Source organism: Vibrio sp. 10N.239.311.G01 (assembly GCF_041465805.1).
GTDB lineage: Bacteria > Pseudomonadota > Gammaproteobacteria > Enterobacterales > Vibrionaceae > Vibrio > Vibrio crassostreae_C.
In genome coordinates this window covers 1-24,945 of record NZ_JBFSRM010000040.1, presented here as the reverse complement: position 1 = coordinate 24,945, position 24,945 = coordinate 1, and the positions used below count along the sequence as shown (strand labels likewise).

At 44.1% G+C, this 24,945-nt stretch carries 26 protein-coding genes, 1 pseudogene and 1 riboswitch; of the genes and pseudogenes, 13 read left to right on the top strand and 14 right to left on the bottom strand.

The features are described from left to right. Nucleotides 1–120: 120 nt before the first annotated feature. Nucleotides 121–477 (bottom strand): ribosome hibernation-promoting factor, HPF/YfiA family, encoded by a 357-nt coding sequence (gene hpf, locus AB6D06_RS21225; RefSeq protein ID WP_017061680.1) that lies wholly within the window; start codon nt 475–477, stop codon nt 121–123. Between the two features lie 337 nt (nt 478–814). Continuing rightward, nucleotides 815–1,072: a hypothetical protein gene (locus tag AB6D06_RS21220; RefSeq protein WP_229648214.1), complete on the bottom strand. Its 258-nt coding sequence runs from the start codon at nt 1,070–1,072 to the stop codon at nt 815–817. Nucleotides 1,073–1,129: 57 nt separating this feature from the next. Between AB6D06_RS21220 and AB6D06_RS21215 the strand changes: the two are divergent. Together AB6D06_RS21215 and AB6D06_RS21210 are read left to right on the top strand one after the other, a co-directional pair. Beyond that, nucleotides 1,130–1,357, top strand: a pseudogene (locus AB6D06_RS21215) (hypothetical protein); the annotation flags it as partial. Nucleotides 1,358–1,770: 413 nt separating this feature from the next. Then, complete coding sequence (locus AB6D06_RS21210) at nt 1,771–3,201, top strand: YfcC family protein (protein ID WP_017066892.1); 1,431 nt, start codon at nt 1,771–1,773, stop codon at nt 3,199–3,201. Nucleotides 3,202–3,322: 121 nt separating this feature from the next. Here the strand turns inward: AB6D06_RS21210 and glgC are convergent, their stop codons facing one another. Next, a complete protein-coding gene (gene glgC, locus AB6D06_RS21205) occupies nt 3,323–4,543 on the bottom strand; it encodes a glucose-1-phosphate adenylyltransferase (RefSeq protein ID WP_017064925.1) in 1,221 nt (406 codons plus the stop codon). Nucleotides 4,544–4,944: 401 nt separating this feature from the next. On the opposite strand from glgC, the gene ompW reads away from it, so the two are divergent. Further along, on the top strand, nt 4,945–5,592 hold the full coding sequence (ompW, locus tag AB6D06_RS21200) for an outer membrane protein OmpW (RefSeq protein ID WP_372111755.1): 648 nt from the start codon (nt 4,945–4,947) through the stop codon (nt 5,590–5,592). 202 nt (nt 5,593–5,794) lie between these two features. Further along, on the top strand, nt 5,795–7,612 hold the full coding sequence (locus tag AB6D06_RS21195; RefSeq protein ID WP_372111752.1) for a choice-of-anchor I family protein: 1,818 nt from the start codon (nt 5,795–5,797) through the stop codon (nt 7,610–7,612). A gap of 106 nt (nt 7,613–7,718) precedes the next feature. On the opposite strand, the gene AB6D06_RS21190 is transcribed toward AB6D06_RS21195, so the two are convergent. Then, nucleotides 7,719–8,438 carry an SDR family oxidoreductase gene (locus AB6D06_RS21190; protein ID WP_102445728.1) on the bottom strand — a complete coding sequence of 240 codons (720 nt, stop codon included), beginning with the start codon at nt 8,436–8,438 and terminating at the stop codon, nt 7,719–7,721. A 210-nt stretch (nt 8,439–8,648) separates the two neighbouring features. On the opposite strand from AB6D06_RS21190, the gene AB6D06_RS21185 reads away from it, so the two are divergent. Beyond that, entirely contained in the window at nt 8,649–9,554 is a 906-nt protein-coding gene (locus AB6D06_RS21185; RefSeq protein ID WP_372111749.1) for a LysR substrate-binding domain-containing protein, read from the top strand. A 57-nt stretch (nt 9,555–9,611) separates the two neighbouring features. On the opposite strand, the gene AB6D06_RS21180 is transcribed toward AB6D06_RS21185, so the two are convergent. Next, nucleotides 9,612–9,950 carry a helix-turn-helix domain-containing protein gene (locus AB6D06_RS21180; RefSeq protein ID WP_004733017.1) on the bottom strand — a complete coding sequence of 113 codons (339 nt, stop codon included), beginning with the start codon at nt 9,948–9,950 and terminating at the stop codon, nt 9,612–9,614. A gap of 105 nt (nt 9,951–10,055) precedes the next feature. Here AB6D06_RS21180 and AB6D06_RS21175 point away from each other — a divergent pair, with 105 nt between their 5' ends. Both AB6D06_RS21175 and AB6D06_RS21170 read left to right on the top strand, forming a co-directional pair. Further along, nucleotides 10,056–10,823, top strand: coding sequence for an SDR family NAD(P)-dependent oxidoreductase (locus tag AB6D06_RS21175; protein WP_372111746.1), 768 nt, complete (start codon nt 10,056–10,058; stop codon nt 10,821–10,823). A 150-nt stretch (nt 10,824–10,973) separates the two neighbouring features. Next, complete coding sequence (locus AB6D06_RS21170) at nt 10,974–11,627, top strand: cupin domain-containing protein (RefSeq protein ID WP_372052066.1); 654 nt, start codon at nt 10,974–10,976, stop codon at nt 11,625–11,627. A gap of 77 nt (nt 11,628–11,704) precedes the next feature. Here the strand turns inward: AB6D06_RS21170 and AB6D06_RS21165 are convergent, their stop codons facing one another. After that, nucleotides 11,705–12,343: an NAD(P)-dependent oxidoreductase gene (locus tag AB6D06_RS21165; RefSeq protein ID WP_102332195.1), complete on the bottom strand. Its 639-nt coding sequence runs from the start codon at nt 12,341–12,343 to the stop codon at nt 11,705–11,707. Between the two features lie 154 nt (nt 12,344–12,497). On the opposite strand from AB6D06_RS21165, the gene AB6D06_RS21160 reads away from it, so the two are divergent. Then, nucleotides 12,498–13,394, top strand: coding sequence for a LysR substrate-binding domain-containing protein (locus AB6D06_RS21160; protein WP_372100914.1), 897 nt, complete (start codon nt 12,498–12,500; stop codon nt 13,392–13,394). A 131-nt stretch (nt 13,395–13,525) separates the two neighbouring features. On the opposite strand, the gene AB6D06_RS21155 is transcribed toward AB6D06_RS21160, so the two are convergent. Together AB6D06_RS21155 and ribB are read right to left on the bottom strand one after the other, a co-directional pair. Then, nucleotides 13,526–14,374 (bottom strand): hypothetical protein, encoded by an 849-nt coding sequence (locus AB6D06_RS21155; protein WP_102332193.1) that lies wholly within the window; start codon nt 14,372–14,374, stop codon nt 13,526–13,528. A 383-nt stretch (nt 14,375–14,757) separates the two neighbouring features. Continuing rightward, nucleotides 14,758–15,414, bottom strand: coding sequence for a 3,4-dihydroxy-2-butanone-4-phosphate synthase (gene ribB, locus AB6D06_RS21150; protein ID WP_004733029.1), 657 nt, complete (start codon nt 15,412–15,414; stop codon nt 14,758–14,760). 188 nt (nt 15,415–15,602) lie between these two features. Further along, a riboswitch (FMN riboswitch) is annotated at nt 15,603–15,753 on the bottom strand. Nucleotides 15,754–16,139: 386 nt separating this feature from the next. Between ribB and AB6D06_RS21145 the strand changes: the two genes are divergently transcribed. Next, the gene (locus AB6D06_RS21145) at nt 16,140–16,886 is read left to right on the top strand and encodes a phosphatase PAP2 family protein (protein ID WP_017064917.1); all 747 of its coding nucleotides are present in this window, start codon (nt 16,140–16,142) and stop codon (nt 16,884–16,886) included. Nucleotides 16,887–16,939: 53 nt separating this feature from the next. Here AB6D06_RS21145 and AB6D06_RS21140 read toward each other — a convergent pair whose 3' ends face one another. The 3 genes from AB6D06_RS21140 to AB6D06_RS21130 form a co-directional block, all read right to left on the bottom strand. Next, the gene (locus AB6D06_RS21140) at nt 16,940–17,302 is read right to left on the bottom strand and encodes an MmcQ/YjbR family DNA-binding protein (protein WP_372100916.1); all 363 of its coding nucleotides are present in this window, start codon (nt 17,300–17,302) and stop codon (nt 16,940–16,942) included. A gap of 78 nt (nt 17,303–17,380) precedes the next feature. After that, nucleotides 17,381–18,106: a sulfite exporter TauE/SafE family protein gene (locus AB6D06_RS21135; protein WP_372100918.1), complete on the bottom strand. Its 726-nt coding sequence runs from the start codon at nt 18,104–18,106 to the stop codon at nt 17,381–17,383. Nucleotides 18,107–18,330: 224 nt separating this feature from the next. After that, a complete protein-coding gene (locus tag AB6D06_RS21130; protein WP_102429223.1) occupies nt 18,331–19,542 on the bottom strand; it encodes an MFS transporter in 1,212 nt (403 codons plus the stop codon). A 29-nt stretch (nt 19,543–19,571) separates the two neighbouring features. On the opposite strand from AB6D06_RS21130, the gene AB6D06_RS21125 reads away from it, so the two are divergent. Together AB6D06_RS21125 and AB6D06_RS21120 are read left to right on the top strand one after the other, a co-directional pair. After that, nucleotides 19,572–19,721, top strand: coding sequence for a hypothetical protein (locus tag AB6D06_RS21125; RefSeq protein WP_372100920.1), 150 nt, complete (start codon nt 19,572–19,574; stop codon nt 19,719–19,721). 460 nt (nt 19,722–20,181) lie between these two features. Beyond that, the gene (locus AB6D06_RS21120; RefSeq protein ID WP_017065874.1) at nt 20,182–20,796 is read left to right on the top strand and encodes a YitT family protein; all 615 of its coding nucleotides are present in this window, start codon (nt 20,182–20,184) and stop codon (nt 20,794–20,796) included. Nucleotides 20,797–20,916: 120 nt separating this feature from the next. Here the strand turns inward: AB6D06_RS21120 and sigZ are convergent, their stop codons facing one another. Further along, nucleotides 20,917–21,501: an RNA polymerase sigma factor SigZ gene (gene sigZ / locus AB6D06_RS21115; protein WP_229648219.1), complete on the bottom strand. Its 585-nt coding sequence runs from the start codon at nt 21,499–21,501 to the stop codon at nt 20,917–20,919. Then, on the bottom strand, nt 21,485–21,781 hold the full coding sequence (locus tag AB6D06_RS21110) for a helix-turn-helix transcriptional regulator (RefSeq protein WP_004733042.1): 297 nt from the start codon (nt 21,779–21,781) through the stop codon (nt 21,485–21,487). The genes sigZ and AB6D06_RS21110 overlap by 17 nt, the downstream gene beginning before the upstream one ends. Before the next feature lie 233 nt (nt 21,782–22,014). Here AB6D06_RS21110 and AB6D06_RS21105 point away from each other — a divergent pair, with 233 nt between their 5' ends. Beyond that, on the top strand, nt 22,015–23,115 hold the full coding sequence (locus AB6D06_RS21105) for a permease (RefSeq protein WP_372100921.1): 1,101 nt from the start codon (nt 22,015–22,017) through the stop codon (nt 23,113–23,115). A gap of 100 nt (nt 23,116–23,215) precedes the next feature. Here AB6D06_RS21105 and trmY read toward each other — a convergent pair whose 3' ends face one another. Next, the gene (gene trmY / locus AB6D06_RS21100) at nt 23,216–23,815 is read right to left on the bottom strand and encodes a tRNA (pseudouridine(54)-N(1))-methyltransferase TrmY (protein ID WP_017061702.1); all 600 of its coding nucleotides are present in this window, start codon (nt 23,813–23,815) and stop codon (nt 23,216–23,218) included. 256 nt (nt 23,816–24,071) lie between these two features. Here trmY and AB6D06_RS21095 point away from each other — a divergent pair, with 256 nt between their 5' ends. After that, entirely contained in the window at nt 24,072–24,596 is a 525-nt protein-coding gene (locus AB6D06_RS21095) for a DUF3087 family protein (protein WP_372100923.1), read from the top strand. The last annotated feature ends 349 nt before the right edge of the window (nt 24,597–24,945 follow it).

Sequence of the window (24,945 nt, the reverse complement as noted above, 5' to 3'; positions counted from 1 at the left end):
ACTCAGGCCTTGAAAGCCGCTTAACAGAAATGTCCAACTTTACGGGGTCACTTCACGTATGCTGGCTTTGAAATTCTTAATAAGTTTCTATTCGTTATTTCGCTTTAACTACTTATCGATTTATACCAATTTCATCTCTTGGATGATGTCCGAAGCAATCTCTGGCTTCGTGCTTGTTGGTTTCTCGTGTAGGTCGGCTTTCAATTGTCCCTTACGGTTACTTAGGCCCGCTTCAAGTTTCTTAAGTGCTGCAGCGATAGCTGGGTACATAACATCGTCTGTCGATTTTGCTGTTACTCGTACACCTTCGTAGTTGGTGAATACTTCAACCTGATGTTGACCGTGTTCTTTAGTAATGATGATGTCGCAACTGATCAGTGATGGGAAATGGTTAGATATCTTCTCGAATTTACCTTCGATGTCTTTGCGTGACTCGTCGTTAATTGATACATGATGTGTTTGAACATTTATTTTCATAAATCATACCTTTCCAATGACTGTGTCATTTAAACGTAGCAAACATCGGATAGATTAACCAACTGAGAATTAGCACATGTGTGATTGACTTCAGTGTTATCAAATATTCTCTTGTTACTCCCTTGAAAGTCCGATGAACTGATCGCATATTATGTTTCGTGTTTTAAAGACATGTTCAAAAAAACTCCATCCTTGATAATTTGCGCTAACCTACAGCGAATTCCCAGTGAATCTCTCTTTATCGGTTTTATAATTCCGAACTTGTCACTCCATTGATTTTCTTTCCAGCTCACTCACTTTTTCTTCTTTGATTAAAAACTCAGCTTAAGTTACTAATTTATAGACACTCAACTGCCCACTCCATATTGAAGTGAAACTCTCCTGCTGTGAGTTGAGACTCGGGTATGGTAATGCGTGCTCGAATATCGACTTCTTTATTGGATGCCAGTTGATCGACAGGAAATTCGACGCCCTGACGCCAATAATTAATGTCACCTTCATAGCGAACCGGCGTTTCGACTTTGAATCGCACAAGTTCTGAAATGCGAGACTCATCAATTGAGCCTAGATCAATATGTTGCAGTTTGAGCAACAATCGAGAATCTTTGCGATTGGACTCAAGCTTAAGCGTTATCGCTCGGCCATCGTATTCTCGGCCACTGAATTTAAGCCGTTTAAGCGTATTAAAACCATCAAAGCCATTAAGATTGATGCAGAAATGCTGGAGCTGTTAGGCAGTGAAGATGGCAACACGGCGATGATCAAAGTGAGCTGGGATGAGAAGGGAATGAAGGTCTATAAGGATGGCTACTTAGCGGATTATGAGTACGGGATTGCCCCTCATGAGATGCAAGAAAACTACGAATTAGCACCTAAGTAACTCGATTCGATTGCAGAAAAGCGCCTTACTTATTAGTGGGCGCTTTTCTTTTGCTCACCAAAGCATGACGAAACTCACACTTTTCTGACAATTAATGACTCGTTGTGCTAGTATGCGCCGCTTGTCTTTGTAATTGATAAAAAACGCATTACCAAAACAGACTTTTCTGTTTACCTGCTTGTAATGACCTCATTCAGTTTGGCCTGACTTGGCTGAACATCTGCATTTTGCTCGGACGCAAAGAGAGTAGTTCTCACTACTTCACTATGTACATTTGAGAGCACCATCTATCAAAGGCCTTTTTGAAACAACCTAAATTAGCGCGAACTTAGTTCAGCGTGAAGGGTTTCGTTTTTCCAAAAATCCCTCCGGCGGCTAAGTGAACCTTAGTTGCTGACAAATAAGGAGTCTATATGACGACTACGGTATCTACATCCGTACCTACATCTCAAGCTGCTAACGCAGCGCCCACAGAAAAAGAAGTAAACCACCCGTTTCTCTCTTTGGTTATCATGGTGATCGTTGCTGCAATTGCAACTTACTTCATCCCTGCTGGTGAATTCGAGCGAGTGGTCATGAATGGCCGCACGGTTATCGACCCAGACAGCTACACACAATTGACCAGCAACCCAACAACATTAGCCTCTTTTTTCGAATCATTTTTTAAAGGCTTCAAATCCGCTTCTGGCGTGATGGGCGTTGTGGTATTTGTGGGTGGTGCTTTTGGCATTATCAAACACATGGGTCTGTTAGACGCATCCGTTGTTGCACTAACTACTAAGCTAAAGAAGCAAGGCTTATACGTGATTGCGCCTGTGATCATGACGGCGATCTTCTTCAACGTTACCTTCACCGGTATGCGTGAACTTGATGTCATTTTTATCTCTTTGATGATCCCGATCTGTATCAAGCTTGGCTATGACGCGATTACGGCACTTGGCGTTGTTTTACTGGCAAGTTGTGCCGGTTTCGCGGCCGCTTTGGCTAACCCATTCTTTACGGGTATTGCACACACTATCGCTGAACTGCCTATGTATTCAGGCATGTGGTACCGCTTTATTGTTGGTATGTTCATGTTGTTAACGGGTGCATGGTATGTGCTTAACTACGCGCGCAAAGTTAAGCAAGATCCGACCAAAGGCTTGTTACACGGCACGGGTTACCACTATGAATCAAATGTTGAAGCGAAAACACTGACCACACGTGAAAAGCTTGCGGGCATCGCGTTCTTGGGCGTATTCGCATACATGATCTTCGGCACGTTGACGATGGGGTTCGGCTTCACCGAGATTGCGGGTGCATTCGTGGCGATGGCTATTATTCCGGGTTTGGTGGCGGGTTTATCTCCGAACAAGATCTGTGAGTATTGGACCAAAGGTGTTAGCGACGTATTGATCGCGGTACTGATCATCTTTTTTGCTCGTTCAGTGCTAACCATTATGGAAGACGCGAAGATTGTTGATTCTATTATCTTCTATCTTGCACAGATCATTTCTGGTAGCTCTAAACTTGTGGCAGCAGCAGGGATCTACTTCTCGCAGGCTGCGATCAACCTGTTCATTCCATCGGGCAGTGGCCAAGCGGTGATCACCATGCCAATCATTATTCCGTTGGCAGATATTGGTGAAGTGACTCGTCAAGTGGCGGCACTGGCTTCTCAATTGGGTGATGGTATTTCTAACTATATTTACCCAACCAATGGTGGCTTGTTGGCGGTATTGGCTATAGCAAAAGTACCTTACACCAAGTGGGTTCGTTTCTTCTTACCACTGTTCTTGTTCTGGTCGGTAGGCGCTTTGGTTTCTGTTGTGATTGCTCAAATGATTGAGTTAGGGCCTTTCTAAGGTTTCTGTTTAATCGAATACATGGACAGTTAAGGCTTAACTGAAGCTGTGTGAGTAAATAAGAAGGCAGCGAATTCGCTGCCTTTTTTCGTTTAAAGAAAAGCTATTCCAACGTTAAAGGTTACTCTTCAAATTGGTAAGAAGAGGGCACCACAATCACGCCTTGTTTTGATATGTGGAAGCGTTTCGCATCGGCAAGGCCATCAAGACCGATCTGGGTTCCGTCAGGCACCTTAACGTTCTTGTCGATGATGCAGTTTTGTATGTGGCAATTTTTTCCAATCTCAACATCTTCAAACAGAATACTATCAATCACAATCGCGGCATTGCTGACTTTCACTTTCGGGAAGAAGATTGAGTTTTGCGCCGAGCCGCCTTCAATTACAACGCCATTCGCTATCATCGAGTTGATGAATATTCCTTGATTACCTTCAACTGAAGCAATGGTTCGTGCGGGTGGCAGCTGCGGTTCGTAAGTACGAATCGCCCAATCAGGTTGATATAAATCGATAGGCGAAGCTGGCTTTAACAGGTCCATGTTGGATTGGTAATAAGAGTCGATAGTACCAACATCTCTCCAGTACGCATCTTGGGTCACTCGGCCTTCTTCATCCCCAAACTTGTATGCGTAAACACTGTTGTTGCCCACCAATTTAGGAATGATATCTTTACCAAAATCGTGGCTTGAGTTCGGATCTTCGGCGTCCGCCAGTAGCGCTTGTGTTAGTACTTCTTTATCAAAGACGTAAATACCCATTGAAGCCATGCTGCGAGTTGGCCTACCAGGTACACATGCAGGGTAACGTGGCTTTTCGGTAAAGTTATTGATCTCTAGAGATTCATCTATCTCCATCACACCAAACTCTTTGGCTTCGTCAATCGAAACCTCCATGCACGCCACAGTTAGGTCGGCCTCGTTCTTTTTGTGCTGCTTGAGCATTGGTGCGTAATCCATGCGATAGATATGGTCACCGGATAACACCACCACATGCTTGGCTTCACTGCGTGAAAGTAGATACAAGTTTTGATAAATCGCATCGGCAGTACCGCTGTACCAGCTATCACCGGTTCGCATTTGTGGAGGAACATTGGTGATGTATTCGCCGAGCTCAGGGTTAAGCACCGACCAACCATCTCTTAAATGTTTTTGCAAAGAGTGAGATTTGTACTGAGTCAGCACCAAAATTTGGCGTAGCCCAGAGTGTAAGCAGTTCGCGAGTGTGAAATCGATGATTCGATATTTGCCACCAAAGGGTACCGCAGGTTTTGCACGGTTATCGGTGAGAGGGGAAAGCCGAGAGCCAACACCGCCGGCCAGAACGATTGTTAGAGTGTCTTGCATGATCAGAACCTCAATGTATTTATGATTATGAACATAGACTTGCAAGCACTAAGCCAAATGTAACTCATTGAATATTATACGAGGCGAGATTGATTCTTGTTGTTCTGCACCAAAATGATGCACGTGAGATATTGGCTTGCTCTATTTTGATCCAAAAAAGATCCGAATAGAGTGAATTGATTGGATTAACAAAATGACGCACGGAAAAGCTGCATTACAAAACTGTCAATAAAATGAAGGAATAAAGTGATCAGGTCGATATAAATTTACATAAATAATCACAACTTTTCACAAATTGATTTCCATCAATAAAGTAGGGTTATTATATGCTACCTTGCACGCAAAATAAGAAATGATTACTCATTCACCAATAAAAATTAAGCCCTCAAAAGGAAATTATAATGAAAAAAACAGTATGTGGTATTGCGGTTATTGCGGCTCTTATGTCAACCAACGTTCTTGCTCATAAAGAAGGTGATTTCATCATCCGTGTAGGTGCAGCAATGGTATCTCCTAACGATAGCAGTGGAGATGTTCTGGAGACATCGGGGTCAAAATTTGGTGTGGATTCAAACACCCAACTTGGATTGACATTTGGTTACATGTTTACAGACAACATCAGTCTCGAGATTCTTGCGGCGACACCGTTCTCCCATACAATTTCTACAAACCATGGTGGTTTAGGTGATATCGCCGAGACAAAACACTTACCACCAACGTTGATGGTTCAGTACTACTTCGGCGAAGCAAACAGCAAGTTCCGCCCTTACGTAGGTGCGGGCATTAACTACACTGTCTTCTTTGATGAAGAACTTAATGGCACTGGTAAAGATGCAGGCTTAAGTGACTTATCTCTTGATGACTCTTGGGGACTTGCGGCAAACATTGGTATGGATTACATGATCAATGAAGATTGGTTCTTGAATGCGTCAGTTTGGTATGCAGACATTGATACTACAGCGAAATATAAAGCGGGTGGAAAACAATACTCAACCGACGTTGATATCGACCCATGGGTATTCATGATCGGTGGTGGTTACAACTTCTAACCCTCTTTATTAGTTTACTAAAGGCGCTCAAGCACCAGCCAGCTTGGGCGCTTTTTTTTGCTTGCTTGTTAATGAAATGCTCACTCCAACTTATTGTTGTTATGGGTGAAGCAAACTGATTGTTGTCATTTATTGTTAATAAAAGAGAAAGATAAGTGTCATAACAGCCCTCTATGATCGCGTTTCAAATCATGGAGGATATATGAATCGTAAATTTAATAAGCTGACACTATTACTGCCTATTGCGGTAAGTTCTGCTCTAGTAGGGTGTTCTCAATCAACGTCAACATCACCAACGGCTGCTATCCCATCTCAAACGTCACTTGATGCTTTTAGCTTTCAATGCCAATCCATCGAGCAGCCAAGCGCTTCCAATGCTGAGGTAACCGGAATCAGCCTGGTTGGACGTGCTATTGCCGATGCCCCGTTTGATACTTCAGCAGCCGAAATCGTCAGCTACGATTCATGTACCGACAAGCTTTATGTCGTCAATGCTCAAGCACAAAAAGTCGATGTGTTATCGATAAACTCTGACAGCGCACCAGCATCTGAGGGCTCTATCGACCTTCAATCAGCGGCTGCAGCTTCGGGTATTGATATTGGTGCCGCGAACAGTGTGTCGACTCATCAAGGATTAGTTGCTGTCGCGATTGAAAATGCTGATAAGCAACAAAACGGCATCATTGCACTTTATCGTTCAGACACGCTAGAGCTGATCACTACTTATACGGCTGGTGCATTACCGGACATGGTGAGCTTCTCGAAAGATGGTCGCTACATTGCCTCTGCAAATGAAGGTGAGCCGAATGCGGATTACAGCATTGACCCTGAAGGTTCAGTAACGCTAGTGGATTTAACCAATGGCCCTTTGCAAGCCACAGTCACTCAAATTGATTTTAAGGCATTCAATCAAGGTCAGCCTCGCCATGCAGAGCTGACCGACAAGGTTCGAATCTCTGTGCCGAATGCAACCGTTGCTCAAGACCTTGAACCGGAATACCTAACGTTTGCTGATAACGGAAAACTCTACGTTGCCCTTCAAGAGAACAACGCATTGGCAGCCATTGATGTGGTGAGTGCACAAGTGGATGCGATTCTTGGACTAGGCGGCAAGCCTTGGGATAACGCTAAGCTAGATGCGTCAAACAAAGACAAAAACATCGGTAATCTCCAAAGCTACGCAATGTTAGAAGGCCTTTACATGCCAGACAGCATCACCAGCTACAGTGTTGATGGCAACACCTATATTGTGACTGCGAATGAAGGTGATGGTCGTGAGTATGGCATCAAAACCACGCAAGAAATGTGTGACGAGAAAGGTTTTGAGTGGGATGGTGATGACTATAAAGGCACCGAAAACTACACAACAGAAAAAGACTTTTGTATCGCTTATGTCGATGAAGTGCGTGGCAAGAAGTTAGACGTTGATGCTAACCACCCATTGGCTGGTGCATTGAAAGACAATAATCAATTGGCTCGCCTTAAGGTGATTAAGCCACAAGGGACACTTGCCGCCGACCAAAAGGTTCAAGCATTCGGTAGCCGCTCATTCTCTATCTGGGATGAGTCGGGTGAGTTAGTGTTTGATAGTGGCGATGATTTTGCTCGAATCGTACTTGAGCAAGATCCTGCAAACTTCAACAGCACCAATGATAACAACCAAAGTGGTGACGATCGCAGTGATGATAAAGGGATTGAACCTGAAGCCATCGAAGTGGCTGAGATCAACGGTAAGCACTATGCATTTATTGGACTTGAGCGCCAAGGTGGCATCATGGTTTACGACGTAACACAGCCTAAAAACGCAAGTTTCATCAGCTACTTGAACAATCGCGACTTTACTCAGCCAGTGTGCACTAAGGTTGATGAAGACGGTGATTGCGACAACGAGACTTACAACGCTAAAGCGGGTGATTTAGGTCCAGAGTCAATCAAGTATTTCACTCGCTCTGGTAACCACTTTATCGCGGTCGGCAATGAAGTGAGCGGCAGCACATTAGTTTACCGCGTTGAGTTTTAATCACGGTTACTGCTTGTAGCTAGACTTAATAAAAACAAAAGCGCCACTACTGAATAAGTAGTGGCGCTTTTTAGTTCATCGCTTGTTTAGTAACGATAGCAAAGGCCTATGGCTGTTGCTTAGTTGGTGCTAGAGCAATCTCACGGATACATACGTTCTGTGGTTGTTGGTAAGCGAATGATACTGCGCGAGCAATATCGTCAGCTGCCAATACGCCGCCCATGTCTTCTTTCCAAGAATCGTAACCGTCTTTGATCTCTTGAGATGTTGTGTGAGACAGAAGTTCAGTCTCTACAGCACCCGGTGCGATAGTGGTAACACGAACATTTGAAGCAGCAACTTCTTCACGAACGTTCTCAGAAATAGCGTGTACTGCGAATTTAGTACCACAGTAAGCAGCATGGCTTGGGAAAGTTTTCTTACCCGCGATTGAGCTGATGTTGATGATAGTACCTGTGTTGCGCTCCATCATCGGAGCAAGTACAGATTGCATGCCGTTTAGAAGACCAATCACGTTCACATCGAACATTGTCTTCCACTCTTGAGCGTCTTGAGTATCGATTTGACCAAGAAGCATTGCACCAGCGTTGTTGATAAGCGCGTCTACAGGGCCAAATTTCTCTTCACCTAGTGCGATTGCTGCATCAAAAGACGCTTTGTCTGTTACGTCTACTTTTACTGATAGAGAGTTTGGTAGGTTCAACGCTTCAAGGCGGTCAACACGACGAGCTAAAAGTAGCAGAGGGTGGCCTTCATCGCTTAGACGACGAGCGATTGCTTCACCAATACCAGAGCTTGCACCTGTAATTACGATTAGTTTTTTCATTTTATTTCCTCTGTACTTTTATTGCGTCGGTTGGCTACGACGTATTGTTTAAGTGCATTCGAATCAAGTGCTTGTTGCCTTGCTTCGTTGCGATGGAGGTATATTAAGGAAAATAGCATTGTTGATATATAGCGCTTTACTTGAAGCACTGTTGCTGTGGTGCAACAATAAAAGCGTCTATCTCATAACTTCATTAGTAAGCTGGCGACTATGCTTAATCAAATTAACCTGTCTGATATTCGCTCCTTCGTGCTGATCGCTCGTTTAGGTAACTTCACTAAAGCAGCGGAGGAGCTTGATGTGTCGCGGTCCCACGTATCACGCCAAGTGAGTAGCCTAGAAAAACAGATGGGGGTGACCCTGTTTATCCGCACCACTCGTACCTTGAGGCTGACGCACGCGGGGCAAGACCTGTATGCGAGATGCGAGCAAGCCCTCGATAATATAGACCAAGCTCTGATTGCTGCGGTGGATGATGTCGAAGAAGTACGTGGCGACATAAAAGTAAACTGTGTCGGTGGTTATCTTGGTGAAGTGATCATCGCGGATTTAGTGAATGAGTTTATGCAGCTCTACCCAGACATCAGCATCAGCCTTGATTTCAGTAGTAACCGAGTTGACTTGATTGAAGACGCGTTTGATATTGCTTTTCGTATGGGAAGCTTAGAAGACGCGGGCTTTATCGCAAGAAAGCTATTAGACATCGAGATGGGAACACTCGCGAGCCCTGAGTATTTCGCTCGTAAAGGAAAGCCAAGTCATCCTAAAGATCTGATCCACCATGACTGCTTAATGGGATCGGTGCGTAAGTGGAGTTTTCAAGCACTGGACGACACTAAGAAAACGGTCGATGTGCATGTGACGGGCAGACTACAATGTAAAAATGGCCGAGTGTTGGTACAAGGCGCGAAGTCGGGCAATGGGATTATTCGTGTTCCAACCATCTATTGCTTACAAGAACTCAACGAAGGGCAATTGCTGCAAGTGTTTGAAGAATGGGTGGTGCCTAAGGTCGACTTTTCAGCGATCTATCATCGAGACCGCTATCAACCGAGCCGAATTAGAACCTTTATTGATTTTGTGAAAGGCCGTTTTGAGAAAATGCCAGTCAGCTAAATGGCGCGTGCTGCCTACCTTCCTCCTTCTTTTGGCAATAGTTGGACTGGCTTGGGCTTACATCTCGTCAATTTCGTTTTGTAGGTTTTCCAGCTGGTCTAGAATCAACAAGAACTTCTCGCCGAACGGCGTCACTTGGTATTCAACTCTTGGTGGCAGTTCGTTGAACATTTGTTTATCTAAAATCCCAAACTCCACATTTCGCTTCAAGCATTCATTCAATACCTTAGTCGATAACCCTTCGACCGAGCGCACCATTTCACCAGGGCGATTGATGCCATTTGCCAGTAATTGGTAAACCGTTAGTGACCATTTACAGCCGTAGATGGTTTCAACCATACGAGCGGAACGCTCTGGTGCTGATTTTCTTGAAAAAAAGTTTTCCTGATTTTTCATAAAGATGTACCAATAAGTACCTACCTAACCGATTTGTACTTACTATTCATAGTGTTAGTTCAAAGCCTAAGATTACCACGTTCACATGACTTAGGAGATAACAAAATGAACTTCGCTAAAAATGGTATTGCAGTCGTAATCGGTGGCACAAGCGGTATGGGCTTTGAAACAGCGAAGCAGTTGGTCGCTCAAAACATCCATGTGCTGGTTGTCGGCAATAACCCAACTAAGTTAGATAAAGCGGTATCAGAACTTCAGTCGCTGGGCCACGCTACTGGCTGGCAAGCTAATCTTTATGATGATGCAAGTGTGTCGAATCTTATTTCGCATCTAGAGTCACTTGAAGAGGGTATTGGTTACCTTGTTAATGCGGCTGGCTACTTTAACCCTAAAGCGTTTATCGAGCATCAGGAGTCGGATTACGAGCAATACATGCAGCTTAATAAAGCGACTTTCTTCATCACTCAAGCTGTCAGTAAGTTGATGATCAAAAACGGTGGCGGAAACGTGGTAAATGTAGGCTCTATGTGGGCGAAACAAGCTATTAAAGCGACGCCATCTTCTGCGTATTCAATGGCAAAAGCTGGCTTGCACGCTTTAACACAGCATATGGCGATGGAGCTTGCAGACCACAACATTCGCGTGAATGCGGTGTCTCCAGCCGTCGTTAAAACGCCGATCTACGAATCATTCATTAAGCCAGAAGAAGTGGACCAAGCGCTAGAAGGCTTCAATGCTTTTCACCCAATTGGTCGAGTGGGTCAACCGAAAGACATAGCAAACAGCATCTCTTTCCTATTGTCTGACAGTGCCGATTGGGTAACGGGTGCAATCTGGGATGTTGATGGTGGTGTGATCGCAGGCCGCAATTAATCGAGCCGAGTTTTTAATATGGGGGATGCTTTGTTAGCAATTAGCAATTAGCAATTAGCAGCGAAGTCTCCCCCTCGCTCGTTATTCGCGTAGAATAGACATTAGCAAGACAATAATAATTAAAACAATATTTAGAGTAAGGTCGTCATTATGCTCAACATGGACTTTTCAAAGAGACTGGTTATAGAAACCGAACCACTAGATTGGGTCGCGAGCCCTGCAAAAGGGGTATGGCGTAAGCCGTTAGAAAGGGAAGAGAAAGAATCAGGCCACACGACTAGTGTGGTGAAGTACGATCCTGACTCTTCGTTTTCTGAGCACCCACATCCGCAAGGTGAAGAGATCTTCGTATTAGAGGGTGTGTTCTCTGATGAAACCGGAGATTTCCCAGCGGGCACTTATATCCGTAATCCGCCGGGCAGCGCGCATTCCCCATCCAGCAAAAATGGCTGTACGATCTTGGTTAAGCTCAACCAGTTTGACGCGAGAGACTTAACTCAAGTTCGTATTAATACTTTGGAAACAGAATGGCTTCAGGGTATTGGCGGCTTACAAGTGATGCCACTGCATGAGTTCGAACACGAGCATGTCGCGTTAGTGAAGTGGCCGGTTGGCGAACGTTTTCAGCCGCATCGCCACTTTGGCGGTGAAGAGATATTTGTACTTTCTGGCACCTTTAAAGACGAACATGGTGAGTATCCAAAACACACATGGATGCGCAGCCCACACATGAGTGAGCATTTTCCTTATGTGGAAGAAGAGACGGTTATCCTAGTGAAAACAGGGCATCTGCCATTGGATTAAAGGAATGCTCAGTAAAAGATGAGAAAGCCGCATTGTTTTGAACAAGCGGCTTTTTTTAGTTTTTATATATGAGCTGACTAGTACGCAACACCAATACGTTGGCGTGGGAATTTGCCAGCTTCGAGTTCATCAATCATCGCAATAGCGTAATCGCTAACGGATATTTTGCTGTTGCCATCTTGGTCGGTGAGCAGTTGGTCGCCACCGGTACGGTAGGTTGATAGTTTCTCGCCCGGGAAGATTTCTGCTGCTGGGCTAATGAACGTCCAATTAACTTCGCTGTTCGATTGCTTGAACACTTCAAGCGCTTCGCCCTGTGCTAACGCTTCGTTTTTGTAATCTGCAGGGAAGTCAGGAACGGTCACTAACGGTACATTTGGTGCTACTTCTAATGAGCCTGCACCGCCAACCCAAAGTAGACGTTCGATACCAATGCTTGGTAGTGTATCAAGCAGCTTAGTTGCTGTGCTTTTTACGATGTCGTGATTACCTAGAGCGCGTCCGCCAATCGAAGTAATTACTGCATCAACGCCGGATAGTGCGTTTGCTAGATTTGCGGCTTCGTCTTGTAAATCAAATGAACGAACTTCAATGCCTTGGGTTTCTACGCGGATTGCATCTCTTACAACAGCAACAACTTCATGTCCGCGAGCTTGAGCTTCTTGAGCGATGTGACTACCAATCCAACCTGATGCGCCTAATACTGCAATTTTCATAATGTTTCTCCAATTATCTAATTTATTGAGTCTGTTTCTCGACAGCCATTGCAGTCTAATAGCTCACTAGGTTGCGATAAATATCATAAAATGATGTAGATTGTATCTATGTAGCTAGCTAATAGGTTTTATTCAGTGGATAAGGGAAAGTGTGATGGATAGGTTGACGGCAATGCGTAGCTTTGTTGAAGTTGCGAATTGTGCCAGCTTCACCCAAGCAGCTGAGCATTTGGACATGAGTCGGTTGCAGGTTTCACGTCATGTTCAAGAGATAGAAGGGTGGCTGAAGCAGAGGCTATTACATAGGACGACTCGAAAGGTGAGCTTAACCGCGGCAGGGGAAATCGCTCTGCAGCGCTGTGAGAAGATCCTCCATGAGACCGCTGAGCTAGAAGTTACTTCACTCAATCAAACCGATGATCTTTCTGGAACCATTCGAATTGCAGCTCCGATTGGTTTAACTCAGCACATGTTGTTGGATGTGGTCGAACAGTTCACCGAGCGCCACCCTAATATCACGGTCGAACTGTTTGCCTCAGACCGCTTTACTCAGCTGGTGGATGAGAGGATCGATATTGCACTTCGTTATACCGATCAACCTGATGATAGTTTGATTGCACGAAAGCTAATGGTTATTGATTCAGTGGTGTGTGCCTCGCAAGCCTACTTAGACAAACATGGTGAACCTGAAACGGTCGAGGCGCTTCGACAACACAATTGTTTTCGTCACTTGAATGTTTCTAAGTGGGATTTTGTTAAGGACAATCAACACTATTCAGTTGAGGTGTCTGGCACTATCAAGGCTAATGATGTTGGAGTGCTAACTCGCGCCGCACAGCACGGGAAAGGGGTAGTTCGTTTACTTTGTGACTTAGCCAACCCACTGATTGCGAATGGCAAATTGATACGAATATTGGATGAGTTTGTTTCACCGAGTAGTGTGCTGTGGGCGGTGTATTTGTCTCGTAGTTATCAGCTGCCGGTTGTTCGTCAGTTCATTGATTTTGCCGCAGAAGCTTGGTCTAGCGATATCAAATCTGGCGATGTTTGAAACTTCATAGGCAATGATACATAGCGATAGAATTTTAAAAGCTCATAAATACAAAAATCCGATATCAATGGTGATATCGGATTTGAACTCAATAATTCAGAGTTCCAGCACGCTCTCCTCTCACGAAGTCTTTACATGTAATGGTGTACGGATAATCGGGTATTTATCACCTTTTCGTTGATGTCTGGTAAAGGCTGATACAAGCTTCTCGTAATGTCGGATAATACTTGGTCGTAAACTTGCGACACGACGCTAGAGATATCACTGGTTAATTCGTACATGCTATCTGCCGGTTGGGTCGCTTCGTTACTTGATGCGATCTCTGAGAGTGCATGCATCGCTCGCGTACAAACCGGTGACCCACTACTAAGAGGGCAGATAATCGATAACTGGTTGAGTTTTCTGTGTGTCTGAGAGGCGTAGAATTTGAATCTCAAATACTCCTCAGGCTTCTCCATATCAGGGATACACATTCGTAATTTGGTCAGGATCTCCATGCAATCTAAGATCTGTTGCCAATTCATGTGGTACTCACGGCTCATGTCTTCACGCTCAGACTGAATTAGCCAGATGATCATTACTTCATCCATCAAGAACATGCTATGGCGAATTGTTTTGCCATGAATCGATTGGTTACGCACCAAGCTACGGTTTTGCCAGTCGCTGTGCATAGCGATGAGCTTGAGGTGATAGATGCGATACATAGGGCGGCTGTCAAACGACACATGGGATTGAAGCAGCTCAGATACCTCAAGTATGTTGTCGTAAATCTCGTTCACTTTACGAATCGAGTCGCTAGACAATTTATACGCCAGAGCGTAATGCGTTGCCGCGCGGTGTTTGCGTGATAACAACAATAACTCTCTAAGCAGAACTAAGGTTTCAAACCTGTGTGATAGCGCTGTTTGTCTCTTCCTTGAGAAATGAAACAGGGCTGCAAGTACTAATAGGGATAAACCCACTGAAATAACTACAAACATATTCAACTCCTAATATTTGTATACCTACTTAGTGGTAGTGCAGACACCATGCCAAAATAAATAAGTGTTATATTTCATTGATTTATGATTTTCTCAAATTATGGATGATCAATCATGGTGCATGACTTCACCATTCGAGTGAATGTTTCTCATATTTTGCAGGATTTTTTGAGAGGTTACGCTTTTCTAACGATAGGTTGGGGAGGTTTCGGTAAGTAGAGACACTTTGGCGATCCATTTCAGGCTCGTTTCAAGCTACGGAAATTAAAAAGGCCTCACCCTATATGCTTTAACTCTAAAAGCAGTAAGAGTGAGGCCTTTCAATGTTCACTTCGCAGTGTAGTTGACTTAACGACTAAGTGTTTAGCATTGAGGGCTAAACGTTATGCAAGCTTAAGGTCGAACTCAGTGCGGTACATAACCATATCTTCAATGGTCAGTACTGGCATGTTGTGCATTTTACCGAAAGCAACGATCTCTGGCGCTTTTGCCATCGTACCATCCGGATTGGTTACTTCACAAAGTACACCGGCAGATTGAAGACCAGCCATTTGCATAAGATCTACTGTACCTTCTGTGTGGCCGCGACGAGCAAGTACACCACCTTTACGAGCACGCAATGGGAATACGTGGCCAGGGCGAGCAAGGTCAGTAGGCTTAGCTGTTGGATTTGCAGCTGTCTTGATCGTTGTTACACGGTCAGCGGCAGAAACACCTGTTGTTACACCAACTTTCGCTTCGATAGTGACGGTAAACGCAGTTTGGTTTGCGCTGTTGTTATCAACAACCATAGGTGGAAGTTCAAGTTGGTTCGCTTGCTCGTCAGTTAGACACAGACACACAATGCCGCTGCATTCGCGGATCATAAGCGCCATTTGAGCATTCGTCAGGTGTTCTACTGAGTAGATGATGTCGCCTTCGTTCTCACGATCTTCATCGTCAAGTAGAAGTACGCCACGACCTTCGCGTAGAGCTTGCAGTGCGTTTTCAACGCGAGTGATTGGTTCGCCAAATTCGGCAAGTAGTGAAGACTGATTCATGGTTAAACTCCTAAAATATCACCAGAATCAGGGCTGTATGAGGGATCTCAACCGAGCACAACAAAGCCTACTCATTACAAGTCAACTTTAGCTCATTATGGTTTTATCCAAAACGAAATGCACCCGCCTAAGTTGGAGGTACGAACCCAACTCACGCGGGTACGCCTTTCCAACTTAAACGAGTGTGTTTTCATTCTCTCTCATCCGGACTATAACCGTCGGCTCTGGCATCTCACCAGATCTGCTGACCTCGACGAATCGAGCGCTCGCGGGCTTATCTTTAGATTTTGCTAAGGACATACCGCCGGTGGGGAATTTCGCCCCGCCCTGAGAATAAAAATTAATAATCTGTTTTGCTTTTGAAAGCAGACCAGATGGTAATCCTTTCAATAGTGGATTTAAAGGACTGACAGCAAAGTTTTTAAGATTCTGGCCTTATAATCCGGTAAGTGTTCACTTTATCAGCAGAACGCGTCCGGTAGTCTATTAATGGGATGATGCCTTTGTCTCGTCTGGTTTCAGTGGTTTTTGCTATCTCTATGAACATAAATGGATGTTGAACATTATTGGTGCTGGCGTGGCTGTTCACCGAATCAATACTCAAGAGGTCCATTAATCGAATATTGTTACACCATGACGGCTGACTGACCGTTTTGACATAAAATTGATATTGACGATGCTAAGCTGCGATAGCATCCGACCACTTTATCTAAAAGATCTTAGCCATGACTTCTCTGTTCTCTAACAAATCCAAAGGCTTATTACTGCTCGTTCTAAGTTTGTATTCCCTCATACCCTTTTTGATCTTTGGATCTGACTTCGACCTTGGAAGTGCTGTTTTGCCTTTCTATGGCGCCTTCATAACGTTTGTGACTTACTCTGCGGGCAATCAAGGGTTCTTGGTAACACTAGCGATTTTGTCTTTAGTATTGTTCACGATGAAGTTTTCCAAAGCGAAGTTAGTCAGTCTTTGTCTGCAGCTCGGCTTGTTGTTGGTGCTTAGCTTTGCAGCGAAAACCTTCTTAAAGCATTCCACTGAGAGCCCTCGTCCTTATTCTGAGTATTTGGTGACGCAGGAAGTGGTTGATATGCCGGAAGTGTTTTACGAATTACCATTGGTTGAAAAGAATGCTGCGATTGAGTCTGTACAAGATAAGGTGAGCGAGTGGCGAACGCGTCACTGGTTGGGTGAAACTGACTACTCTTTCCCATCTGGACATATGATCTTTGTCGGTGTGTGTTTGGCGTTTTTTGGTGGTCTTCTCCTAGAGGCGAAACGCTTTTATCTAGTCGGCGGTTTACTGGTTTGGGCTGGTGGTGTCGCCTATAGCCGTGTTTGGCTTGGCATGCATCGACCAGAGGACTTAGCCGGATCTATTGCCTTTGCGGGTTTGATCTATTTATTGGTGCCGCTTATCTCAGAGCAAAAAATAGAACGCTATTTACCTGCATTTTTGAAACAGACTTCTTAGGGGGCCTTCCTCACTGCAAAAGAAGGGCTCAGATTAGCAGTACGTAATAAACGCTACTGATTGAGCCCTAGCTCTGCTTGTTTCTTTTTGGTTAAACTTAAGGACACAATTCGGTGTGACTCAGTGAGGTAGTATCTCAGCTCCTCATCCCTTTCTGGCGTGCTTTCAAACAGCTGAATCCATTTCATACCACGCGAAGCAAAGTAAGGAGCAGGTTTATAACCGGGTTCCTCTTTCAGAAAGTCGAAGTTCTGATCAGACGCCTTGAAGATAAACGCAGGCTCATCTTTCGGTCCCCAACCACCAATCGCAAATACCTTGCCACCCACTTTCCAAACGTGCGAGTTATTCCACTGCATCACATAACTGGTTGCAGGCAGCGACTCGCAGAATGAATTGAATTCGTCGTAAGTCATAGAGCGTCCTTTTATCTATTGGGTGTTTGATCTGTGTTGGTTTTCTAAGATGTCTTTTCCGGTCTTTATCGCCAATAACTAGCCAGCTAAACCCTGCCAGATTGCCGTAAAGCCACTGAGAGAACATAGCAGTAATGAACCAATGCGTATCTTCTCTTTAGGGATGCTTTGTGTCGTCATTAACGCCACTTTGTAACCCAACCAAGCAGCAGGCAGCAAAGGTATAGTGATGATCAAATGGTGCATCGTGAAGAAGCCAATTGGGATCTGTACAACCAATGAAATGATCGAACTAAACACGAAAAACGCAGAAAGGTTACCACGAAGCTGATTGGCATCTTGGTGTTGGAGTAGCAGTGCCATCGGTGGACCACCAATACCAGAACTGGTGCCAAAGAACCCAGAGAAGAACCCCGCAATACCCATCTTAGTTGGGGTTGGTTCGAGTCTAAAGGGCAGTAGGCTAACAATCACGGCAAATACTACCAATAAGCCCAACCATAGTGATAACACGCTCGTTGAAACCATCACCAACAAAGCACCACCTGCCAGTGACCCAGGAATACGGCCCAGCAATGCGATTTTTAATCCGCCAATAGAGATATTTGCTCTATGTTTAAAAGCGTTGAATAACGAGATAAACAGACCGATCAAACAGATAGGCGCAGGCACATAATCTGGAGAGACCAAAAACAGCAGTGGGGCTGCAACAATGGCCAAACCAAAGCCGATTGCGGTTTGCACAAACGAGCCGACAAAAATGAGTGTCATTGCGATAAGGACAGTCTGATCTATGTATTCCATAAGCCTGCGGATTAGTTTTAAAGGAGCGGGTGGATACTATAAATGAAAACTAAAATAATAGTCTTATTATTCAGTGAGCTTTATGCCAGTTTCGCTAGTTATAGTTTCTATTATCGCGACCAACAAAAAAGCGAGTGAGTATCTCAGGATGCTTCCTTTCAATACTCACTCGCTTTATTGGAACGACTTGTTGTTTACGCTAGTGGGGGAGTCAGCATAAAACGTTAAGCCATTGCCAATTTCACTCGCTCAATCGGCTTGTCATTGATTGGTAAATGGATAAGTGCTGCTGCAAATGCCAGTACCACCGTTGACCACCAGATTGGCTCGTAAGAACCGTAGTAATCGTATATACGACCACCCACCCAAGCGCCTAAGAAGCTACCCACTTGGTGAGTAAAGAATACCAAGCCGTACAACGTTGATAGGTAACGGGCACCGAAGATCTGACGAACTAAGCCAGACGTTAGCGGAACTGTACCCAACCAACAGAATCCAATGGCCGCACCGAAGATAGCCGCGGTTGATTCAGTCACAGGCAGAGTCACAAACGCACCGATAACCACAGTACGCACTAAGTACAGTGCAGACATAACGTGGCGTTTGCTGAACTTGTCGCCCATTACACCCCAGAAGTAAGACCCAAAGATGTTGAAGATGCCAACGTAAGCCAGTGCCATCGCAGCGCTGCTCGCGGGTAGGTCTTTATCTGCTAAATAGCTCGGTAAGTGCGTTGCGATAAACATTACGTGGAAACCGCACACGAAGAAGCCCGCGTGAATCAACCAGTAACCTTTGTGAGCAAACGCTTCAGACAACGCTTCTTTGAGTGTTTGGTTCTCTTCAGCTTGCGCTTGTTTGTTTGAGGCTGCTTTAGGCGCTCGCATGAACAGCGCAAAAGAGATCATCAAACAACACAGTACGCCAAACACTTGCATCGCACTCTGCCAGTCAAATTCATTCAGCATGTATTGTGCGCCCGGAATTACCGCGAACATACCAAATGAACCTGCAGCCGTGGTTAAGCCAAACGCCTTAGCCGCGTGCTCTGCTGGTACAACTTTCGCTACTGCGCCAAGCACGATCACGTAACTTGTCGCACTCAAGCCAAGACCAACCAGTGCGCCTAACGAAACGTAAAGCATGCTCGATTCGGTAGAAATTGAGGTAAGAAGTAAACCCAAACCGTAAGCACATGCGCCAGCAATAATGATGCGTCTTGCTCCCCATTTGTCAGCGGCCATACCAACAAAAGGTTGGAACACACCGAACAATAAGTTTTGTAGAGCAATAGAGAAGCTGAAAAACTCTCGACCCGTGCCGAAATGCTCTGAAATTGGCATCATGAAAATGCCGAATGATTGTCTGATCCCTAGACTGATAATAAGTGTGCCTATCCCTAGCCATACCAGTAAAGGAAAACGGAAAATGCTCATTCTAATACTCTTAAATTAATGGTGGTGATGTGAGTGGTCTTGCGCTGACATGTGTTGGTCAGTCATCTCATGGTGATGTTCGTGCCCAGAATGATCATGCCCTGACTGCTGGTGGCAACCACTGCTTACGGCATGCTGAGCCAAGAGATCAATCAATGACTGACTGTGATGCACAATAACCAAACTAATGACGAGGAATAACGTCATTCTGGCAAGTTGGGCAAAAAGAGATTGTGAAAACATACGGTGTTGACATGCGCTCAATGTTGTAAGAAGTCGCGCATCATAGTGATGAGTCGGGTATGTATCAAATGACCATTTGTGATGTAGTCTATGCGTTTTATGCATAGATTGTCGCTTGATTGGAATTGGTATAAAACGCGCTCAATAAATAAGAAAACTTGAAGCTCGTTAGTTAATAGAAACAAGTATCTAATTAAGAATGAAAGTCTAAATTAAGGCTTATAACTAGCTGTTTAATTTAAAGTTTCACAAAGCTGTAAAAACTAATATACAAACTAATCACTAAGCAACATTGCTCGTTCACTCGACTTATCTGTCAAACATCGTAAATTTGGGCATAAATCGTTTCAAGACTACTGAAACGCGATGTTAAAAGATTCAGGGAGAGTCATTCACATGGATAAAGATCATAATCTTCGCGAAAACTTACTGGCACTGATCTTAGGTAGCGCATTGGTTTCACTCGGCGTTATCTTTTTCAACCAAGTCGGTTTGCTCACCGGGGGCACGGCTGGTCTAGCGATCTTCATTACCAAAGTAACAGATTTGAGCTTTGGCCAAGTATTCTTCGCACTTAACTTACCTTTCTATATTTTGTCGGTTGCTCGTATGGGCTGGCGCTTCACAATCAATACGTTTATCGCGGTTTCGATTGTTTCGTTCGCCGTGGATCACTTGTATCACGTGATTCAAATTGCCGAAATTCATGCATTGTATGCAGCTTTACTTGGTGGTGGCTTGATTGGTACCGGCATGCTGGTGATTTTCCGTCACAAGATGAGCTTAGGTGGCTTCAACATTCTGGCGTTGTTCTTACAAGAACGTTTTGGAATTCGAGCAGGTAAGGTTCAGATGGCATTAGACTGCACGATTGTTGTGCTTTCTCTGTTCATTGTTGATGTGTCATTGGTTCTTCTGTCTGTGCTTGGTGCGATAGTCACCAACTTGATTCTAGCAATGAATCATAAACCGGGGCGCTATCAACCTGTGGTAAAAGCGGAAGCAGCATAGTTCGGTTCGCTCAAGCTCTAGATTTGCTTAAGTAAAGAGTGATTTGCAGATTATGAAAACAACAAAGCCAGCATTAATTGCTGGCTTTGTTCTATTGAAATAACGGATTCGATGTAACGATTAACACTTGCCGCAGCTGGCGTTCGGCTTAAGCTCGCAATCAATCACATTGCCTTGTTGATCAAGGGACAAGTTACAACACTCTTCAAACAGGTTCTTAAGATCAGCACGGCTTTTTTGCACGCGGGATTTAACCGTTGAATAGCTGACGTTCTGCGCTTCTGCGATCTCTTTTTGGCTTTGGCCTTTGATGTCGACCGCAAGCAGTAGCGATGAACTTTGTTCTGGCAATGCCTGAATAAAAGGTTCAATACACAATGAAAGTTTCTGCTTAAATTCAGAGTCGTGGTCTAAATCGGTAAACCACAGATCTTCAGCATCAATTTGGCTATCACGTTGTTGGCGTGCATGCTTACGGTAGAAGTCGATAATGGTGTTGTTGGCTAACTGGAACAGCCAAGCCTTAACACTGCTAGCATCTTGTACCTTATCTAAGTTCTGATAGGTCTTAATCAAGATATCTTGGAGCAAGTCGTCTACATCCGCAGAGTTGTTGACCTTTGAATGCAGGAATGACTTTAATGCTTGCTGATACTCGGCCCAGACTTGTTCGATCTTCAAAGGTGCATTAGTTGCACTGTTCATTTACGCAACATTCGTCTTGTAAGAAATCAATCACACCTTCTAGGCACTCATACTCCGCCACGCAGAATAGAGTTCTTCCTTCTCGTCTTTGGCTGATTAGGCCCGCAGACGCCAAGCTTGATATGTGGTGAGACAAGGTAGAACCGGGAATGCCTAGCTCTTCTTGTAGGCCGCCAACTGCAATGCCTTGGTAGCCAGCTTTAACGACACTCTTATAAATGGTTAGGCGAATAGGGTGCCCCAACTCTTTAAGTGCTTTCGCAACGACTTCTAAGTTCATATTAACTCCTCAAGATTTAATTTCGATGTTAGTCGAAATGTATGTCGAATTCAAATTTAAAAACGGTGTCTGTGTAAGTTATTGAAAAACTGTGTTTTCGAAAATCATTTCGATTTTTATCGAAATAATGCTTGTTCTGGAGCTGTTTATTTCTATAATTCGAGAATATTCGAAATTAAGGGTTGGTTACTTTTCTCATAGAGCCCGACCTTCAATCCAGTTTGGAGTTAATTATGAGCAATGAAATGTTAAAAATGCTGAAAGACGCACTTGATATGTTCGCTTTCTTAGCAGTAGAGCTAATTATCCTTTTCTTAGCGATCAGCTACATTGTTGGGATTCTTCAAGAGTTCCTTACACCAGAAAAGATTCAATCTATCCTGAGCTCACGTAATGGTAAGGGTTATGTAGTAGCAGCACTACTGGGTGCAATTACACCTTTCTGTTCATGTTCGACCATTCCTTTCTTAAAAGGATTGCTGTGTGCAAGAGCGGGTTTCGGTCCAATGATGGTGTTCCTATTTGGTAGCCCACTATTGAACCCAGTGATCATTGGTTTTTTTGTGATTACCTTCGGTTGGCAAGTTGCTGTGTTCTACTTCCTTGTAGCAATGACGGTGTCTGTAGTGGCTGGTTACGCACTTGAGAAGCTTGGCTTTGAGCGTTACGTAAAACCTGAAGCGTATGAATCAACAGGTTCAGCTTCAAGCTGTGGCACTAGCTGTGGTGACTCTGCTCCTAAGAAAGCAGCACCGGTTAAAGCAGAATCTTCATGTGGTACAAGTGCATGTGGCGAACCTGCACCCGTAATGGCGAAAGAGACATCTTGCTGCGATTCTAAAAAAGAAGAGCCACAAGTAACGGTTTCATGCTGTTCAGCGGATGGAAGCGCAACAGCTGAAATCGTAGAGAAGAAAGAACCTAGTCGTTGGATGAGAATTTGGTTCTCAACTTGGAAAGACTTCAAACAAGTTTTCCCTTACCTAATGATGGGTATCGCGATTGGTTCATTCATCTACGGCTTCATTCCTACAGACCTAATTGCACAGTACGCTGGTGAAGGTATGTGGTATGCGATTCCAGTAGCTGCCGTGATTGGTATTCCACTGTACATTCGTGCTGAAGCGGTAATCCCATTAAGTGCAGCTCTAGTACAGAAAGGTATGGCGTTGGGTTCAGTAATGGCGTTGATCATTGGTAGTGCAGGTGCAAGTTTGACGGAAGTTATCTTGCTTAAATCAATCTTCAAGAACCAAATGATTGCAGCATTCCTATTCGTTATCCTAAGCATGGCGATGGGTGCAGGCTTCCTATACAGCTTCATCTTTGGTTAATCAGGCTTGATTATGAGATAACACCCTCGATACCAAGAGATAGATAATAAAAGAGCTCACTTAGTTGAGCTCTTTTTTGTTTAGCTTATCAGTCCGGGGGCTAGAAACCGCGAATATCCAGCTCATTATTGATCAATACAACGCACTGAGAAGCAAACAGCATGTTCGGGCCTAAGCTGATTTTTTCTGTCCCTAAGCGCTTTAAGCTGTTGTAGCTTTTCTTCGGCATAGGGATGTGATCAGTAAGAAGGAAACATGGGTTTTCAGCAATCTCTGCATCACGGATAAAGTCACCTTTCTTATCCATCATGTATAGCTGGTGGTCTTCAGCCAGTTCTTTGACTAGTTTTTCAAAGCTCATAGTGCGAACGACGATTCCCGGTTCAACCTGACGAGTCTGCTCTTTGGTCATACCTTGAGAAGCATCAACCGCTCTTACTACCGCTGATAACAATGCCGATTCATGAAAGCCACCAATGTTGGTGATCTCATTTGAATCGAAAGTGATCGTACGTGAAAAGTCTTTAGTACTTTCTAATACAAGGTGTACGGTGACATTCTCACGGTGAGATTGAGCAACGAAGATCGTGTTCATCAGAGTATGAGCCAGAATCTCAGTATGAGCATCTTGCCCAACACCTTCTAAGATAAGTTTGCTCTCTGTAGGGGCTGCGCGAGCGCGTAATACAAATGAACGCATGGAATGTACCTTGTCAGTATGTGATAAAGCGAAACGGGCTTTATCAACATGAATTGATGAATAACCAAAATTGTGGCGGTATGTAACTCTTTTCTATTAATGAAGTCAAATAGAGTTGCGTATAGCGCCAACCAGAAGAACTCTGCGTATTAAATAGAGAATGACCACATTACAAGATGGTAAGGGTTGAAGCGACCAAATGTTTACGTAGATAGTATGCGCAAATTATTAGGTGACTTACATAAGGAAGTAGTCGATGAAGTTACAGAAGATCAATAAAGAAGAATATAGAAAGAAGATGAACCTGCTGTTGGTTTCGTTGGTTGGGTCACTCGCAGTGTTCGCCATTGTATTCGGAACCATACTGATCGAGCTATTCGGTTCAGGGCAATCAATCGCAGGCGAATCGACAGGTAATTTCCACTTGAACGTATTAGGTGTGATCTTATCAGTCGCATTGAATGCATTTATCGCGAGCCGTGTGAAAGGGCATGATTACTTCAAAGAAGCGCTTTATGTATGGAACCTTAAACAAATCCATAATCAAATCTATCGTAAGCTCAAGCGTATTCAACCCAAAGCTGAGCGAGGCGACCGAGACGCGCTGACCATCCTTTATTTCTATTACACCACGCAAAAACAGGTATACGACCTAGACAACAACACATTGACGATAAAAACAGTTCAGCAATCGCTAGATAACATCCTAGAAGTGAGTGAGAAATGGAGCATTGAGCTAGATATAGAGGCTTTTTCGAAAGATCTAATCGCAAAGTTTTAAGTAATACACCCATTATTGTATGAGCTTTGAGCTACGAAAGAGCCTTTTGACGTAAAAGTAGCCACTTAAGCAAGTTTTTTGAATTTTTATCAAAAAAGGGGTTGCCATGTTTTCGATGATCTCTATAATGCCGCCTCACTGACACGGCAGATGCCATAAGGCTTCAGCGGTAATCAGTAAGACGGAAAGTTCGAAAGAAATTAATTTTAAAAAGTGTTTGACACTTAAGATTAAATCGCTAGAATTCACGTCCGCTTTTAAGGGTTTCTTTGTAAAAAGAAAGTTTCGACAAGCAAAGCTCTTTAACAATTTAAACCTATCAATCTGTGTGGGCACTCGTTGATGAATA

Excerpts from the sequence above, each read along its gene's own strand:
- AB6D06_RS21105 (WP_372100921.1), top strand. The coding sequence starts at position 22,015 with ATGAGCAATGAAATGTTAAAAATGCTGAAAGACGCACTTGATATGTTC.
- AB6D06_RS21190 (WP_102445728.1), bottom strand. The coding sequence starts at position 8,438 with ATGAAAAAACTAATCGTAATTACAGGTGCAAGCTCTGGTATTGGTGAA.
- AB6D06_RS21140 (WP_372100916.1), bottom strand. The coding sequence starts at position 17,302 with ATGACTTACGACGAATTCAATTCATTCTGCGAGTCGCTGCCTGCAACC.
- trmY (WP_017061702.1), bottom strand. The coding sequence starts at position 23,815 with ATGCGTTCATTTGTATTACGCGCTCGCGCAGCCCCTACAGAGAGCAAA.
- AB6D06_RS21180 (WP_004733017.1), bottom strand. The coding sequence starts at position 9,950 with ATGAAAAATCAGGAAAACTTTTTTTCAAGAAAATCAGCACCAGAGCGT.
- sigZ (WP_229648219.1), bottom strand. The coding sequence starts at position 21,501 with ATGAACAGTGCAACTAATGCACCTTTGAAGATCGAACAAGTCTGGGCC.
- glgC (WP_017064925.1), bottom strand. The coding sequence starts at position 4,543 with ATGCAAGACACTCTAACAATCGTTCTGGCCGGCGGTGTTGGCTCTCGG.
- AB6D06_RS21095 (WP_372100923.1), top strand. The coding sequence starts at position 24,072 with ATGAAGTTACAGAAGATCAATAAAGAAGAATATAGAAAGAAGATGAAC.
- AB6D06_RS21195 (WP_372111752.1), top strand. The coding sequence starts at position 5,795 with ATGAATCGTAAATTTAATAAGCTGACACTATTACTGCCTATTGCGGTA.
- ribB (WP_004733029.1), bottom strand. The coding sequence starts at position 15,414 with ATGAATCAGTCTTCACTACTTGCCGAATTTGGCGAACCAATCACTCGC.
- AB6D06_RS21175 (WP_372111746.1), top strand. The coding sequence starts at position 10,056 with ATGAACTTCGCTAAAAATGGTATTGCAGTCGTAATCGGTGGCACAAGC.
- AB6D06_RS21165 (WP_102332195.1), bottom strand. The coding sequence starts at position 12,343 with ATGAAAATTGCAGTATTAGGCGCATCAGGTTGGATTGGTAGTCACATC.
- AB6D06_RS21120 (WP_017065874.1), top strand. The coding sequence starts at position 20,182 with ATGGATAAAGATCATAATCTTCGCGAAAACTTACTGGCACTGATCTTA.
- hpf (WP_017061680.1), bottom strand. The coding sequence starts at position 477 with ATGAAAATAAATGTTCAAACACATCATGTATCAATTAACGACGAGTCA.
- AB6D06_RS21155 (WP_102332193.1), bottom strand. The coding sequence starts at position 14,374 with ATGTTTGTAGTTATTTCAGTGGGTTTATCCCTATTAGTACTTGCAGCC.
- AB6D06_RS21185 (WP_372111749.1), top strand. The coding sequence starts at position 8,649 with ATGCTTAATCAAATTAACCTGTCTGATATTCGCTCCTTCGTGCTGATC.
- AB6D06_RS21160 (WP_372100914.1), top strand. The coding sequence starts at position 12,498 with ATGGATAGGTTGACGGCAATGCGTAGCTTTGTTGAAGTTGCGAATTGT.
- AB6D06_RS21135 (WP_372100918.1), bottom strand. The coding sequence starts at position 18,106 with ATGGAATACATAGATCAGACTGTCCTTATCGCAATGACACTCATTTTT.
- AB6D06_RS21110 (WP_004733042.1), bottom strand. The coding sequence starts at position 21,781 with ATGAACTTAGAAGTCGTTGCGAAAGCACTTAAAGAGTTGGGGCACCCT.
- AB6D06_RS21210 (WP_017066892.1), top strand. The coding sequence starts at position 1,771 with ATGACGACTACGGTATCTACATCCGTACCTACATCTCAAGCTGCTAAC.
- ompW (WP_372111755.1), top strand. The coding sequence starts at position 4,945 with ATGAAAAAAACAGTATGTGGTATTGCGGTTATTGCGGCTCTTATGTCA.
- AB6D06_RS21170 (WP_372052066.1), top strand. The coding sequence starts at position 10,974 with ATGCTCAACATGGACTTTTCAAAGAGACTGGTTATAGAAACCGAACCA.
- AB6D06_RS21130 (WP_102429223.1), bottom strand. The coding sequence starts at position 19,542 with ATGAGCATTTTCCGTTTTCCTTTACTGGTATGGCTAGGGATAGGCACA.
- AB6D06_RS21145 (WP_017064917.1), top strand. The coding sequence starts at position 16,140 with ATGACTTCTCTGTTCTCTAACAAATCCAAAGGCTTATTACTGCTCGTT.